This is a genomic window from Rossellomorea sp. H136, from assembly GCF_056838065.1.
In genome coordinates this window covers 123,552-137,624 of record NZ_CM166371.1, presented here as the reverse complement: position 1 = coordinate 137,624, position 14,073 = coordinate 123,552, and the positions used below count along the sequence as shown (strand labels likewise).

13 protein-coding genes and 1 other annotated feature are annotated in these 14,073 nt (G+C 41.7%); all 13 genes read right to left on the bottom strand.

Annotated features, from left to right (window positions below; all coding sequences use genetic code 11):
- Positions 1 to 157: 157 nt before the first annotated feature.
- Positions 158 to 3,757, bottom strand: a complete 3,600-nt coding sequence (gene rpoC, locus ACYH0O_RS00695) for a DNA-directed RNA polymerase subunit beta' (RefSeq protein WP_148971236.1) — start codon at positions 3,755 to 3,757, stop codon at positions 158 to 160.
- Positions 3,758 to 3,808: 51 nt separating this feature from the next.
- Entirely contained in the window at positions 3,809 to 7,366 is a 3,558-nt protein-coding gene (gene rpoB / locus ACYH0O_RS00690) for a DNA-directed RNA polymerase subunit beta (RefSeq protein ID WP_148971235.1), read from the bottom strand.
- Between the two features lie 232 nt (positions 7,367 to 7,598).
- A complete protein-coding gene (locus tag ACYH0O_RS00685) occupies positions 7,599 to 8,207 on the bottom strand; it encodes a class I SAM-dependent methyltransferase (RefSeq protein ID WP_482630776.1) in 609 nt (202 codons plus the stop codon).
- 156 nt (positions 8,208 to 8,363) lie between these two features.
- Positions 8,364 to 8,723, bottom strand: a complete 360-nt coding sequence (gene rplL, locus ACYH0O_RS00680; protein WP_148971233.1) for a 50S ribosomal protein L7/L12 — start codon at positions 8,721 to 8,723, stop codon at positions 8,364 to 8,366.
- Between the two features lie 57 nt (positions 8,724 to 8,780).
- Positions 8,781 to 9,281 (bottom strand): 50S ribosomal protein L10, encoded by a 501-nt coding sequence (gene rplJ / locus ACYH0O_RS00675; protein ID WP_148971232.1) that lies wholly within the window; start codon positions 9,279 to 9,281, stop codon positions 8,781 to 8,783.
- A 42-nt stretch (positions 9,282 to 9,323) separates the two neighbouring features.
- Positions 9,324 to 9,468, bottom strand: a sequence feature (ribosomal protein L10 leader region).
- Between the two features lie 51 nt (positions 9,469 to 9,519).
- Positions 9,520 to 10,266, bottom strand: coding sequence for a 50S ribosomal protein L1 (rplA, locus tag ACYH0O_RS00670; protein WP_282139298.1), 747 nt, complete (start codon positions 10,264 to 10,266; stop codon positions 9,520 to 9,522).
- A 74-nt stretch (positions 10,267 to 10,340) separates the two neighbouring features.
- Positions 10,341 to 10,766, bottom strand: coding sequence for a 50S ribosomal protein L11 (gene rplK / locus ACYH0O_RS00665; protein ID WP_032085258.1), 426 nt, complete (start codon positions 10,764 to 10,766; stop codon positions 10,341 to 10,343).
- 175 nt (positions 10,767 to 10,941) lie between these two features.
- A complete protein-coding gene (gene nusG / locus ACYH0O_RS00660; RefSeq protein WP_098353402.1) occupies positions 10,942 to 11,475 on the bottom strand; it encodes a transcription termination/antitermination protein NusG in 534 nt (177 codons plus the stop codon).
- Positions 11,476 to 11,644: 169 nt separating this feature from the next.
- Positions 11,645 to 11,824 (bottom strand): preprotein translocase subunit SecE, encoded by a 180-nt coding sequence (gene secE, locus ACYH0O_RS00655; RefSeq protein ID WP_044340513.1) that lies wholly within the window; start codon positions 11,822 to 11,824, stop codon positions 11,645 to 11,647.
- A 48-nt stretch (positions 11,825 to 11,872) separates the two neighbouring features.
- On the bottom strand, positions 11,873 to 12,019 hold the full coding sequence (gene rpmG, locus ACYH0O_RS00650) for a 50S ribosomal protein L33 (protein ID WP_079534455.1): 147 nt from the start codon (positions 12,017 to 12,019) through the stop codon (positions 11,873 to 11,875).
- Between the two features lie 72 nt (positions 12,020 to 12,091).
- Positions 12,092 to 12,736, bottom strand: a complete 645-nt coding sequence (gene sigH, locus ACYH0O_RS00645) for an RNA polymerase sporulation sigma factor SigH (protein ID WP_374056919.1) — start codon at positions 12,734 to 12,736, stop codon at positions 12,092 to 12,094.
- A 77-nt stretch (positions 12,737 to 12,813) separates the two neighbouring features.
- Positions 12,814 to 13,323 (bottom strand): NYN domain-containing protein, encoded by a 510-nt coding sequence (locus ACYH0O_RS00640; RefSeq protein ID WP_482630775.1) that lies wholly within the window; start codon positions 13,321 to 13,323, stop codon positions 12,814 to 12,816.
- Positions 13,324 to 13,329: 6 nt separating this feature from the next.
- A complete protein-coding gene (gene rlmB, locus ACYH0O_RS00635) occupies positions 13,330 to 14,073 on the bottom strand; it encodes a 23S rRNA (guanosine(2251)-2'-O)-methyltransferase RlmB (RefSeq protein ID WP_482630774.1) in 744 nt (247 codons plus the stop codon).

Genomic DNA, 14,073 nt, shown 5'->3' with positions numbered 1-14,073 from the left:
ATATCCTCCAAAGTAACAGGTTATTAATAGGAGCAACCTTGAATATATTATCATCTTAAAATCTCTGTGTCAACATAGATTTAAAAGATTTATAAAAGCTAACTCTTAGAGCTTACGTTTGAGCAATCAAACGCGCCTAAGAGTTAGCCTAAATAGATTACTCGACTGTTACTGTTTCTTCACTAGTATCTTCTGCTAATACCGGCTCTGCCTTGCGGTAACGTTGCATACCTGTACCGGCAGGAACCAATTTACCGATGATAACATTTTCTTTCAATCCAAGTAACTCATCACGTTTTCCTTTAATGGCAGCGTCCGTTAACACACGAGTTGTTTCCTGGAACGATGCTGCTGATAAGAAGGAGTCCGTTTCAAGTGAAGCTTTGGTGATTCCGAGCAGTACAGGACGTCCTGTTGCTGGAAGCTTTCCGCCAAATAGAGCTTTTTCGTTCGCATCTCTGAATTGATGGATGTCCATAAGAGTACCTGGTAGTACCTCAGATTCACCCGCATCAATAACACGAACCTTGCGTAACATTTGACGAACCATAACCTCAACGTGTTTGTCGCCGATTTCAACCCCTTGCATACGGTATACTTTTTGTACCTCACGCAGCAAGTATTCTTGTACAGCTGACACATCACGCACTTTAAGAAGTTCTTTTGGATCGATTGAACCTTCAGTGATTTCCTGACCGCGTACTACTTTATCATTCACAGCGAATTTCAATCGGGCTGTGTAAGGTGCTGTGTAACTTCTCGTTTCCACATCACCTTGAACGGTAATTTCGTACTGACGATCTTTTCCTTCACTGATGGAAGTAATTACACCATCAATTTCAGAAATAACGGCTTGACCTTTAGGATTACGCGCTTCGAAGATCTCTTGGATACGCGGTAAACCTTGAGTGATATCGTCTCCTGCAACCCCACCAGTATGGAACGTACGCATCGTTAACTGTGTACCCGGTTCCCCGATGGATTGAGCAGCGATGATCCCAACAGCTTCCCCTACTTCGACTTTTTGTCCTGTTGCCAAGTTCGTTCCATAACATTTCTCACAAACACCATGTCTAGTGTTACATGTGAAAGCAGAACGGATCGAAACATGTTCGACACCAGCATCAATGATCGTCTTAGCTAAGTCTTCTGTGATCAGCTGATTTTCTGTGATGATGATTTCATCTGTCTCAGGGTGACGTAATGTTTTACGTGAGTAACGACCAAGCAAACGTTCTTCAAGAGGCTCGATGATTTCTGTACCCTCTTTAATGGATCCTACAAGTAGGCCTCTGTCCGTCCCACAGTCTTCTTCACGAACGATTACATCCTGGGCCACATCAACAAGACGACGTGTCAGGTAACCTGAGTCAGCTGTTTTCAGTGCTGTATCGGCAAGACCTTTACGGGCACCATGTGTAGAGATAAAGTACTCAAGAACCGTTAAACCTTCACGGAAACTTGATTTGATCGGTAACTCAATGATACGTCCAGCCGGGTTGGCCATCAGTCCACGCATACCAGCAAGCTGAGTAAAGTTAGATGCGTTACCACGGGCACCTGAATCACTCATCATGAAGATCGGGTTGCGTTTATCAAGAGTCGCCATTAATTTACCTTGAATCGTATCTTTTGCAGCACTCCAGATTGAGATAACACGATCGTATCTTTCATCTTCTGTAATAAGACCACGTTTAAATTGTTTTAATACGTTGTCTACTTTACTTTGTGCTTCGATTAAGATTTCTTCTTTTTCCGCTAGTACGACGATATCTGCGATACCAACCGTAATACCGGCTTTGGTAGAGTATTTGAATCCTAAGTCTTTCATCTTATCAAGCATACGAGACGTTTCAGTGATAGCAAACTTCTTGAATACTTCCGCAATGATATTCCCTAAGAATCCTTTTTTGAACGGGTTGATTAACTCACGGTTTTGGAATACTTCTTTAACGTCCGTTGACGGATCAACAAAGTAGTTCTCAGGAGTAGCTACTTCCAAGTTCGTTCTTGTTGGTTCGTTAATGAACGGGAATGTATCAGGCAAGATCTCGTTAAAGATTACTTTACCTACCGTTGTTAATAATAATTGTTTATTTTGCTTCTCAGTGAACGTTTTGTTGTTGATTGTGCTGGCATGGATCGCAATACGGGTATGCAAGTGTACATAACCATTTTGATAAGCAAGGATTACTTCATTTGCATCATTGAAGATCATACCTTCACCAACAGCATTTTCACGCTCAAGTGTAAGGTAATAGTTACCTAATACCATATCCTGGGACGGAGTAACAACTGGCTTACCGTCTTTCGGATTAAGAATGTTTTGGGCAGCAAGCATCAGCATGCGTGCTTCAGCTTGTGCTTCAGAAGATAGAGGTACGTGAACCGCCATTTGGTCACCATCAAAATCCGCGTTGTATGCAGTACATACAAGTGGGTGAAGACGGATCGCTCTACCTTCGACAAGAGTTGGTTCGAATGCTTGAATACCAAGTCTGTGAAGAGTAGGTGCACGGTTTAAGAGAACTGGATGTTCTTTAATAACCCCTTCTAATACATCCCATACTTCCGGTTGTACGCGTTCGATCTTGCGTTTTGCACTCTTAATGTTGTGAGCCAATCCTTTTTCAACAAGTTCTTTCATAACAAATGGTTTGAATAACTCAAGAGCCATTTCTTTAGGAAGACCACATTGATACATTTTAAGGTTAGGTCCAACGACGATTACAGAACGACCTGAATAGTCAACACGTTTACCAAGAAGGTTCTGACGGAAACGACCTTGCTTCCCTTTAAGCATGTGTGAAAGAGATTTTAATGGACGGTTACCTGGTCCAGTAACTGGACGTCCGCGACGGCCATTATCAATTAAAGCGTCGACCGCTTCTTGAAGCATACGCTTCTCGTTTTGAACGATGATACTTGGAGCACCAAGGTCCAATAAACGTTTCAAACGGTTATTACGGTTAATAACACGACGATATAAATCATTTAAGTCAGAAGTTGCAAAGCGTCCACCGTCAAGCTGAACCATCGGGCGAAGCTCTGGAGGAATGACAGGTAGTACATCAAGAATCATCCAATCCGGATCATTTCCTGAGTTTCTGAAAGATTCCACTACTTCTAAACGTTTGATTGCACGGGTACGGCGTTGACCTTGAGCTGTTTTCAGTTCTTCTTTAAGGAAATCAGCTTCTTTATCCAGGTCAATGTCTTGAAGAAGCTTTTTAATCGCTTCAGCTCCCATTGCAGCTTGGAATTTAACTCCGTATTTCTCACGATACGCACGGTACTCTTTCTCAGAAAGAAGTTGCTTTCTTTCCAGAGCCGTGTCACCCGGTTCTGTTACAACATAGGAAGCAAAGTAGATAACTTCTTCCAAAGCGCGGGGAGACATGTCTAAAACAAGTCCCATACGGCTTGGAATTCCTTTGAAGTACCAGATGTGGGATACAGGGGCAGCCAGCTCAATGTGACCCATACGTTCACGACGAACTTTAGCCTTTGTTACTTCAACACCACAGCGGTCACAAACGACGCCTTTATAACGGACGCGTTTATATTTTCCACAGTGACATTCCCAGTCCTTCGTAGGACCGAAGATACGTTCACAGAACAAACCGTCTTTTTCAGGTTTTAATGTACGATAGTTAATCGTTTCAGGTTTTTTAACCTCCCCGAAAGACCACGAACGGATCTTATCGGGGGAAGCTAAACCAATTTTCATATACTCAAAATTATTTACATCTAGCAAGGGGCCTACCTCCCTTTTAATCTACAGGCTCTAACCCTAATTGCTCTAAATTTATTCTTTTGACCCTACTGTCTCGGATTCTTGTGCATTAGATTCAGAGATATTTAGCGTGTCTGCTTGTTGTACTTCTTCTTCATCCTCTAAGTCACGCATTTCAATTTCTTCTTCGTTACTAGAGAGGATCTTAACATCCATACCTAAACTTTGAAGCTCTTTGATCAGAACCTTGAATGATTCCGGAACTCCCGGTTCAGGAACGTTTTCACCTTTGACAATGGCTTCGTATGTTTTCACACGACCCACAACATCATCAGACTTAACCGTCAGAATTTCTTGCAGAGTGTAAGCAGCACCATAAGCTTCAAGTGCCCATACCTCCATCTCACCGAAACGCTGTCCACCGAATTGAGCTTTACCACCCAACGGTTGCTGCGTAACAAGTGAATAAGGACCTGTTGAACGTGCGTGAAGTTTGTCATCGACCATGTGAGCAAGCTTGATCATATACATGATTCCCACTGATACACGGTTATCAAACGGTTCACCTGTTCTACCATCATAAAGAACGGTTTTCGCATCACGTGCCATACCGGCTTCTTCGATGGTTGCCCATACGTCTTCTTCACGCGCTCCATCAAATACTGGTGAAGCGACATGTACACCGAGATATCTTGCTGCCATACCTAAGTGAAGTTCAAGCACCTGTCCGATATTCATACGTGATGGTACCCCTAATGGGTTCAACATGATATCGATCGGTGTACCGTCCGGTAAGAACGGCATGTCTTCTTCAGGAAGGATCCTTGAGATAACACCTTTGTTACCGTGACGACCAGCCATTTTGTCACCTTCAGAAATCTTACGCTTCTGAACGATGTATACACGTACAAGCTGGTTTACACCTGGTGGTAATTCATCGCCGTCTTCACGATTGAAGACTTTGACATCGAGGATGATTCCTCCCCCACCATGTGGTACACGAAGTGATGTATCCCGGACTTCACGAGCTTTCTCACCGAAGATTGCATGTAACAGGCGTTCTTCAGCAGTCAACTCCGTTACACCCTTAGGCGTTACTTTACCGACAAGTAAGTCGCCATCTTTTACTTCAGCACCGATGCGGATGATTCCACGCTCATCAAGATTGCGAAGTGCATCTTCACCAACGTTTGGAATATCACGAGTGATTTCTTCAGGTCCTAATTTCGTATCACGAGATTCAGACTCATATTCTTCAATATGAATTGAAGTATATACATCGTCTTTTACAAGACGTTCACTCATGATGATCGCATCTTCATAGTTGTAACCGTCCCAAGTCATGAATCCAACCATAACGTTACGTCCTAAGGCGAGTTCTCCTTTTTCCATTGAAGGACCATCAGCAAGGATTTCTCCTTTAACTACCCGGTCACCTTCACTTACGATCGGACGCTGGTTGTAACATGTACCCTGGTTAGAACGGATGAATTTTTGCATACGATATTTATCGAGGTCACCTTTTACTTCTTGACCGTCGATTTCTTTCACACGACGTACCCAAACTTGTTTCGCTTCAACCTTTTCTACAATACCTTCATATTTACAAATCACAGCTGCACCAGAGTCTTTCGCAGATACGTGTTCCATACCCGTTCCGACAATCGGTGATTCCGGATTCATTAAAGGTACTGCTTGACGCTGCATGTTCGCTCCCATAAGAGCACGGTTAGAGTCATCGTTCTCCAAGAAAGGAATACATGCTGTCGCAGCTGATACTACTTGTTTAGGAGATACATCCATGTAGTCCAGACGTTCACGTTTGATAACCGTGTTTTCACCACGGAAGCGAGCGATGACTTCTTCATCAAGGAATGCTCCGTCATCACCAAGACGCGCGTTTGCTTGTGCCACTACATAGTTATCTTCTTCGTCTGCCGTCAAGTAATCGATACGATCGGTTACTTTCCCTGAATCAGGGTCAACACGACGATACGGCGTTTCGATAAAGCCGAATTTATTCACTTTCGCAAATGAAGAAAGTGAGTTGATCAGTCCGATGTTTGGTCCCTCAGGCGTTTCAATCGGACACATACGACCATAGTGGGAGTAATGTACGTCACGTACTTCGAATCCTGCACGTTCACGCGTTAATCCACCAGGTCCTAAAGCAGAAAGACGACGTTTGTGCGTTAATTCTGCAAGAGGATTCGTTTGATCCATGAATTGAGACAATTGAGAGCTTCCAAAGAACTCTTTAATTGATGCGATTACCGGACGGATGTTGATCAGTTGCTGAGGTGTGATCGTGTTCGTGTCCTGAATGGACATTCTTTCACGAACTACACGCTCCATACGTGATAAACCGATACGGAATTGGTTTTGAAGCAATTCACCTACAGAACGTAAACGACGGTTACCTAAATGGTCAATATCATCCGTTAGTCCTACTCCATGTAATAAGTTAAAGAAATAAGAAATAGAAGAGATGATATCTGCAGGTGTAATGTACTTAACCTCTTCTTCAACATACGCATTGCTGATGACATTAATCTCAAATTCTCCCTCTTCGTTAGGAGAATAGATTTTGATAGATTGAAGAACAACGTCTTCTTCTAACACGCCACCAGACTGTTGGTAGTTTTTAAACCCGATGCCATTTTCTAAATAAGGAATAACCTTATCTAGAGCGCGACGATCAAGAACCGTGCCTTTCTCCGCCAGAATCTCACCCGTTTCCGGATCTGCTAGAGTTTCTGCTAGAGTTTGACCGAATAAACGGTTCTTAATGTGAAGCTTTTTGTTCATTTTGTAACGTCCAACGTTTGCTAAGTCATAACGCTTAGGATCAAAGAAACGAGAAACGAGTAAACTTTTAGCATTTTCTACTGTAGGAGGCTCTCCTGGACGCAGACGCTCGTAAATCTCGAGCAATGCCTTGTCGATACCTTCCGTGTTGTCTTTCTCGAGCGTGTTACGAATGTACTCATTATCACCGATCAAATCGATGATTTCTTGATCAGAGCCAAACCCAAGGGCACGTAAAAGAACCGTTACCGGTAGTTTGCGAGTTCGATCAATTCGCACATATACAACATCTTTCGCATCTGTTTCATACTCAAGCCAAGCTCCGCGGTTTGGTATAACGGTAGCAGTAAACCCTTTCTTTCCGTTCTTATCTACTTTTCCGCTAAAGTAAACACTAGGTGAACGTACTAGCTGAGATACGATAACGCGCTCAGCACCATTAATGACAAAAGTACCTGTGTCTGTCATTAATGGGAAGTCACCCATAAATACGTCTTGATCTTTAACTTCTCCTGTTTCCTTGTTCACAAGACGGACTTTCACTCTAAGCGGTGCAGAGTAAGTAACATCTCTTTCCTTTGATTCTTCCACCGAGTACTTTGGCTCTCCCAGACTATAGTCAATGAATTCCAAAGAGAGATTACCAGTGAAGTCCTCAATCGGAGAAATGTCACGGAACATTTCTCTTAACCCCTCATCAAGAAACCATTGATACGAGGAAGTTTGAATTTCGATTAAATTCGGTAATTCTAAAACTTCACTGATACGCGCAAAACTTCTGCGTTGGCGGTGTCGTCCATACTGAACTAGTTGACCTGTCAACTGATTCACCCCTCAAATCAAGCGTTTTGGTTGTGTCTATATGCCTTCAAGTAGGAATGCTACTCTACACAAGACAAAAAGAAAAAGGGTTTTAATGATAAAACCTCATTTTCAAATGACGAACTATTATTTTATAATCTTTTCCAATTCATCCAATATATATACATATGGACATAATACCGGAAAATAATATTTTTGCATTTTATAATGTTATCATAGCAGTAATGCTACGTCAACGGATTTCTTTTACCGATTTCAAGATGTAGTATCCCTTTTTTCTAGCGATTATTTCTACATTTGAAAACAATTCTTCCATTTTATCCATGGCAGACGGAGCACCTTGTTTCTTCTGAATAACGACCCACAATTCACCATTCTCCTTCAGGTAGTCATAACTAGTTTCAAGAATCGAATGAACCGTTTCTTTCCCTGCTCTTATCGGCGGGTTCGTTAAAATGGCCGCAAATTCCGTTTCAACGACATTCGTATATCGGTCACTATGATAGATGCACACGTTTTGCACTTTATTCCCTCTAGCATTTTCCTTCGCTAAAGATAACGCTCTCTCATTTACATCAATCATATGAACCATACGATCATCGTTTTCTTTTGCTAAAGACAAACCGATCGGACCATACCCACAACCGACATCCAGTAACGGACCCGTTACGCCAGTTAATTCAAACGTTTCAATCAAAGCTCTAGAACCAAAGTCAACTTCCTTCTTCGAGAAAACACCTTGATCCGTTTTGAAACGGAACGCATTTCCTCTCAACTCAAAGGTGATCGTTTGGGGGTTACTCTCTACATCAGGGTTATGAGAATAATAGTGATTGGTCATTATATCATCTCCATCCATTCTTACATCACGTCTATTAACCATCATGCCCAAATGGACTGAAGATAACAGACGATAAACATCCATGTTTAAATTCCGTTAGAAGCCAGACAAGAAAAAAGCCCGCCAAATATAGCGAGCTTTTCATCTATACAATCATTACTTAACTTCTACGCCAGCTCCAACTTCTTCAAGTTTAGCTTTAAGTTCTTCAGCTTCCTCTTTAGAAATACCTTCTTTAAGAGCTTTTGGAGTGTTATCAACAACTTCTTTCGCTTCTTTAAGGCCAAGACCTGTGATTTCACGAACAACTTTGATAACTTTGATTTTTTGAGATCCAGCGCTCTCAAGGATTACGTCGAATTCAGTTTTTTCTGCAGCAGCTTCTCCGCCACCAGCAGCTACAGCTACAGGTGCAGCAGCAGTTACTCCGAATTCTTCTTCGATTGCTTTAACTAGATCATTTAATTCAAGAACTGACATTTCTTTAATCGCGTCAATGATTTGCTCTTTACTCATTTTAAATTTCCTCCTTGTAATGTGTGCTTAATTTTTATTTAAACGACTTGCTTTAACTTACGCGCCTTGCTCTTCTTTTTGATCTGCAACGGCTTTTGTTGCCAATGCAAAGTTGCGCATTGGTGCTTGAAGCACGCTGAGTAGCATAGAAAGAAGTCCTTCGCGACTTGGAAGTTCAGCGATTGCTTTAACATCCTCAACTGAAGTGATTGTTCCTTCGATGACACCCGCTTTGATTTCAAGCGCTTCGTGTTCTTTAGCAAAGCTGTTAAGAATCTTTGCAGGTGCAACTACTTCTTCACTGCTGAACGCGATTGCGTTAGGACCAGTTAAGAATTCGTTTAACCCTTCAAGACCAGCTTCTTCTGCCGCACGACGCACCATAGTGTTTTTGTACACTTTGAAGTCGATGCCAGCTTCACGAAGTTGTTTACGAAGCTCAGTTACTTCGGAAACATCAAGACCACGGTAATCTACAACGATTGTAGATACGCTGTTTTTTAGCTTGTCAGAGATTTCTCCAACGATATGTTTCTTTTGTTCTAGAATGCTGCTCATCATTACACCTCCTGTAGATTGACTGATGAACATTTATACCGTCATCCAATAAAAAATGCCCTTATATCAAGGTAGACATAAGGGCATTGCAAACACGCTATAAGCGGTTATTTTATCGCAATTACCTCGGCAGGGCATTAAGCTCTTAACGAGCACCTACTGTCTACGGTACAAATGTATTCGTTTTTTAACAACAGAACTAATTATAATCACTAGCCCCTAGTAAGTCAATACCAAATTATGCCTTAACTGCGAAAGATGAAGGATCGACTTTAACGCCAGGTCCCATAGTGGAAGTTACAGAAACGTTTTTCATGTAAGTTCCTTTTGCAGCAGCAGGTTTAACTTTAAGCATTGTTTCATACATTGTAGCAAAGTTTTCAACAAGCTTGTCGTTGTCGAATGAGATCTTCCCAACAGGAACGTGAACGTTACCTGATTTGTCAGCACGGTATTCAACTTTACCTGCTTTGATTTCATTTACAGCTTTTGTTACATCGAAAGTAACTGTTCCAGTTTTAGGGTTTGGCATTAATCCTTTAGGTCCTAATACACGACCAAGTTTACCAACTTCACCCATCATGTCCGGAGTTGCTACGATTACGTCGAACTCGAACCAACCTTGGTTGATTTTGTTGATAAGTTCTGCGTCACCTACGAAATCAGCGCCAGCAGCTTCTGCTTCTTTTGCTTTATCGCCTTTAGCGAATACAAGAACTTTTTGAGTTTTACCAGTTCCGTGCGGAAGCACAACTGCTCCACGGATTTGCTGGTCGTTTTTACGAGTATCTACACCTAAGCGGAACGCTACTTCGATCGTCGCGTCAAACTTAGCGAAATTTGTTTTCTTAACTAGTTCGATTGCTTCTTCAACTGAGTAAGCTGTAGTACGATCTACAAGCTTTTGAGCTTCAAGAAACTTTTTACCTTTTTTTGCCATTTTATATTTCCTCCTATATGTGGTTTTAGCGGAATAACCTCCCACGAAATAAGGTTGCGAGTGAAACGTACATTTCATCATCGCAACCTCGTTCAACAGGACCTTTAACGAAGCAGGGATTAGTCTTCGATGACGATACCCATGCTGCGCGCAGTTCCTTCTACCATGCGCATAGCTGATTCAACACTAGCTGCATTTAAGTCAGGCATTTTTGTTTCAGCAATTTCACGTACTTTGTCGCGTTTAAGTGTTGCCACTTTCTTGCTGTTTGGTTCGCCTGAACCAGACTCAATACCAGCTGCTTTTTTAAGTAAAACTGCAGCGGGTGGAGTTTTTGTGATGAATGTAAATGAACGGTCTTCAAATACCGTAATTTCAACAGGAATGATTAAGCCAGCTTGATCTGCTGTACGAGCATTGAATTCCTTACAGAATCCCATGATGTTAACACCTGCTTGACCTAGTGCAGGACCAACTGGTGGAGCTGGATTAGCTTTACCGGCAGGAATCTGCAATTTAACCATTTTGATAACTTTTTTAGCCACGAGACACACCTCCTTAAGTCCGTGATGTGGTTATTGGGTTTTTCACCCTCCCACTCATGTAAAAAATGTCTTTATCAACATAAAGAACGTCTATTAGTTTCAGTATCTCTTTGTGGAGACGCACTGACTTATGAAATAGTACCATTTTTTCAGAATGATTTCAAGTTCTTTTCCATTATAATTTATCTATTTGGGAGAAATCCAGTTCTACCGGTGTATCTCTGCCAAACATATTAACATGGACTTTCACTTTTGCTTTCGCATTATCTATCTCTTCGATTGAGCCAGTGAAGTTTGCAAACGGACCTTCGTTTACTTTTACTGTTTCTCCTAATTCGAAGTCGATCTCTACCTTTTTCTCTGTCATGCCCATTTGCTTCAGAAGGTTTGTTACTTCTTCCGGCAGTAACGGAGTAGGCTTTGATCCGGATCCCGATGAACCGACAAATCCGGTAACTCCAGGTGTATTACGTACAACATACCAGGAATCATCCGTCATGACGATTTCAACAATCACGTAACCAGGGAATACCTTCTTCTTAACGACTTTCTTCTTACCGTTCTTAAAATCTGTTTCTTCTTCTTCAGGTACGATCACGCGGAAGATTTTGTCTTGCATCCCCATCGTTTCTACACGTTTCTCAAGGTTTGCTTTAACCTTATTCTCGTATCCTGAATAAGTATGAACTACATACCAATTCTTCTCCATTTAATAGGACTAAACGTCCGTCCCTCCTCGCTATTTAAGAATACTCTTTTGCCTTTTTCTCCAAATGAAAAAACCCGTAAAAAGATAACGGGCTCTAAGGTCATGTACTCTATTAACATTCATTATACCATGCTTTCACGGTATATATACAACTAATTCTATGTTTCTCTTACTTAGAACCAATGATCAATCGCATAAGTTCTGAGATGCCCAGGTCAATGACAGCAAAGAAAAGGGCAACAAATACAACTGTTGTAATAACGGTAATCGTATAGCGTGTTAACTCTTTACGTTTAGGCCAGCTGACCTTTCTCATTTCTGATGCAACATTGCGAAAGAATTTAAACATCCGTTTGTAACCTCCAACTAATATCAATACGCAAGACTTGGTGCTCCACTATTTTGTTTCTTTGTGTAGGGTGTGAGCATTACATGTATTACAGAATTTCTTTAATTCTAATCGAACTGCTTGATTACGATTACCCGGTACACTATAATTCCTTGAACCACACACCGTACAAGCAAGTATTAATTTAGTAGTCATATATTCCACCTATACTATCCATAGTAAGTCCTATCAAAAATAACACGACCACCAATTTGTGTCAATATGACTTTACATCGTTATTTCGCGAACTTCCAAGTATCGTTCAAGCTTTCTCTTCACTCGCTGCAAGGCATTGTCAATGGATTTTACATGGCGGTTCAGTTCTTCAGAAATCTCCTGATAGGATTGCCCGTCTAAATAAAGAGCTAGGACTTTCCTCTCAAGGTCACTTAATAACTGAGCCATCTTGTCTTCCATATTATCGAATTCTTCACGGTTGATAATTAGCGCTTCCGGATCCATTACTTTCGCACCTGAAATAACATCTAAGAGCGTTCGGTCTGACTCGTCATCATAAATGGGCTTATCCAATGAAACATAAGAATTCAACGGTATATGCTTCTGTCGCGTGGCTGTCTTAATGGCTGTAATGATTTGTCTTGTGATACAAAGTTCCGCAAACGCTTTAAAAGAAGTCAGCTTGTCCTCTTTATAATCACGGATTGCTTTGTATAATCCAATCATACCCTCTTGGACGATATCTTCCTTATCTGCCCCAATTAAAAAATACGAGCGGGCTTTCGCTCTTACAAAATTACGATATTTCCTGATTAAAAAATCTAACGCTTCGCTGTGACCCTGATGGACGGCTTCTATTATCTCTTCATCATCCATGCCTTCTAATCGATTATCAAATGCTTCTGTCCTGGTGATATTGCTCACACACATCCCCCCGCGCAAAACAATAGATAGAAATATTATACATTACAGAAAATTCAATCGTCAACCTCTCATTGTTCCCCGCGGCGCCATTTTTCGAAAATTTCAGCAATTTCATCTGATAATTGGATCTTGGAAGCGGGCCTTTTATCACTTGAATTCCGTACTTTTCTTTCGATCTTTTTTTCGATGACTTTTACTTCCGTATGAAGCTCCCTTGCTGATTTACGGAGGGCTCCCTGACCAAAGATCGCCCATTGCTCCGTGAAATCAGAAGTTGCTACATGAATTTGAGTTTTGATATTACTTAACTCTATGGCTAATTTTTCAATGCGTTCATCCGCTGTTTCATTTTCTTTCGTGAAAATGACTTCCACCTTATAATTTCTATATTTACGGGCAATCCCCTGAACGTAATAAGCATCAAACACGACAATGACCCGGTAGCCCGTATATCCTTGATATTCTGCCATTAGTTCTACAAGGCGATCTCTTGCTGCGGCCAAATCTTTATGTTTCAACTCATTCAGCTCTGACCAGGCACCGATTATGTTATAGCCATCCACTAGGAGAATATCCATCTCTCTCTATTCTCCCAACGGGTGGCGTTTACGATAGACCTCATACATTAAAATACTAGCTGCCACCGAAGCGTTTAATGATGTTACATGACCGATCATTGGCAACTGAACAAGGAAATCACATTTATCTCTGAGTATTCGGCTCATCCCCTTACCTTCGCTTCCGATAATTAAGCCGATAGGCAGCGTACCATCCAACTGGCGGAAATCCTGCTTTCCTTGCGCATCCGTTCCTGCCACCCATACACCACGTTCTTTCAGTTCATCAACCGCTCTCGACAGGTTGGTTACACGTGCAACCGGAATGTGCTCAATGGCGCCCGTGGATGCTTTCGCTACCGTTGACGTAAGCCCTACCGCTCTCCTCTTCGGGATGATGATTCCATGGACACCTGCAGCATCCGCTGTTCTCATGATCGAACCCAGATTATGAGGATCCTCTAATTCATCCAGGATCAGTATGAATGGATCTTCCCCTTTTTGTTCGGCTCTATGAAACAAATCATCGATTTCCGCATACTGATAAGCAGCTACAGAGGCCACGACCCCTTGATGGTTTTCCGATACCATTTGTTCAATCTTCTTCTTAGGTACGTATTGAACCATCACATTCGATTCTTTAGCAAGTCCAACAATTTGCTGGATGGAGCCTTTCTGAGAACCTTCTGCAATCCAAATCTTATTGATATCCCTTCCGGACTTCAATGCTTCTATAACCGGATTTCTTCCTCCGATAAAATCTTTACTCAT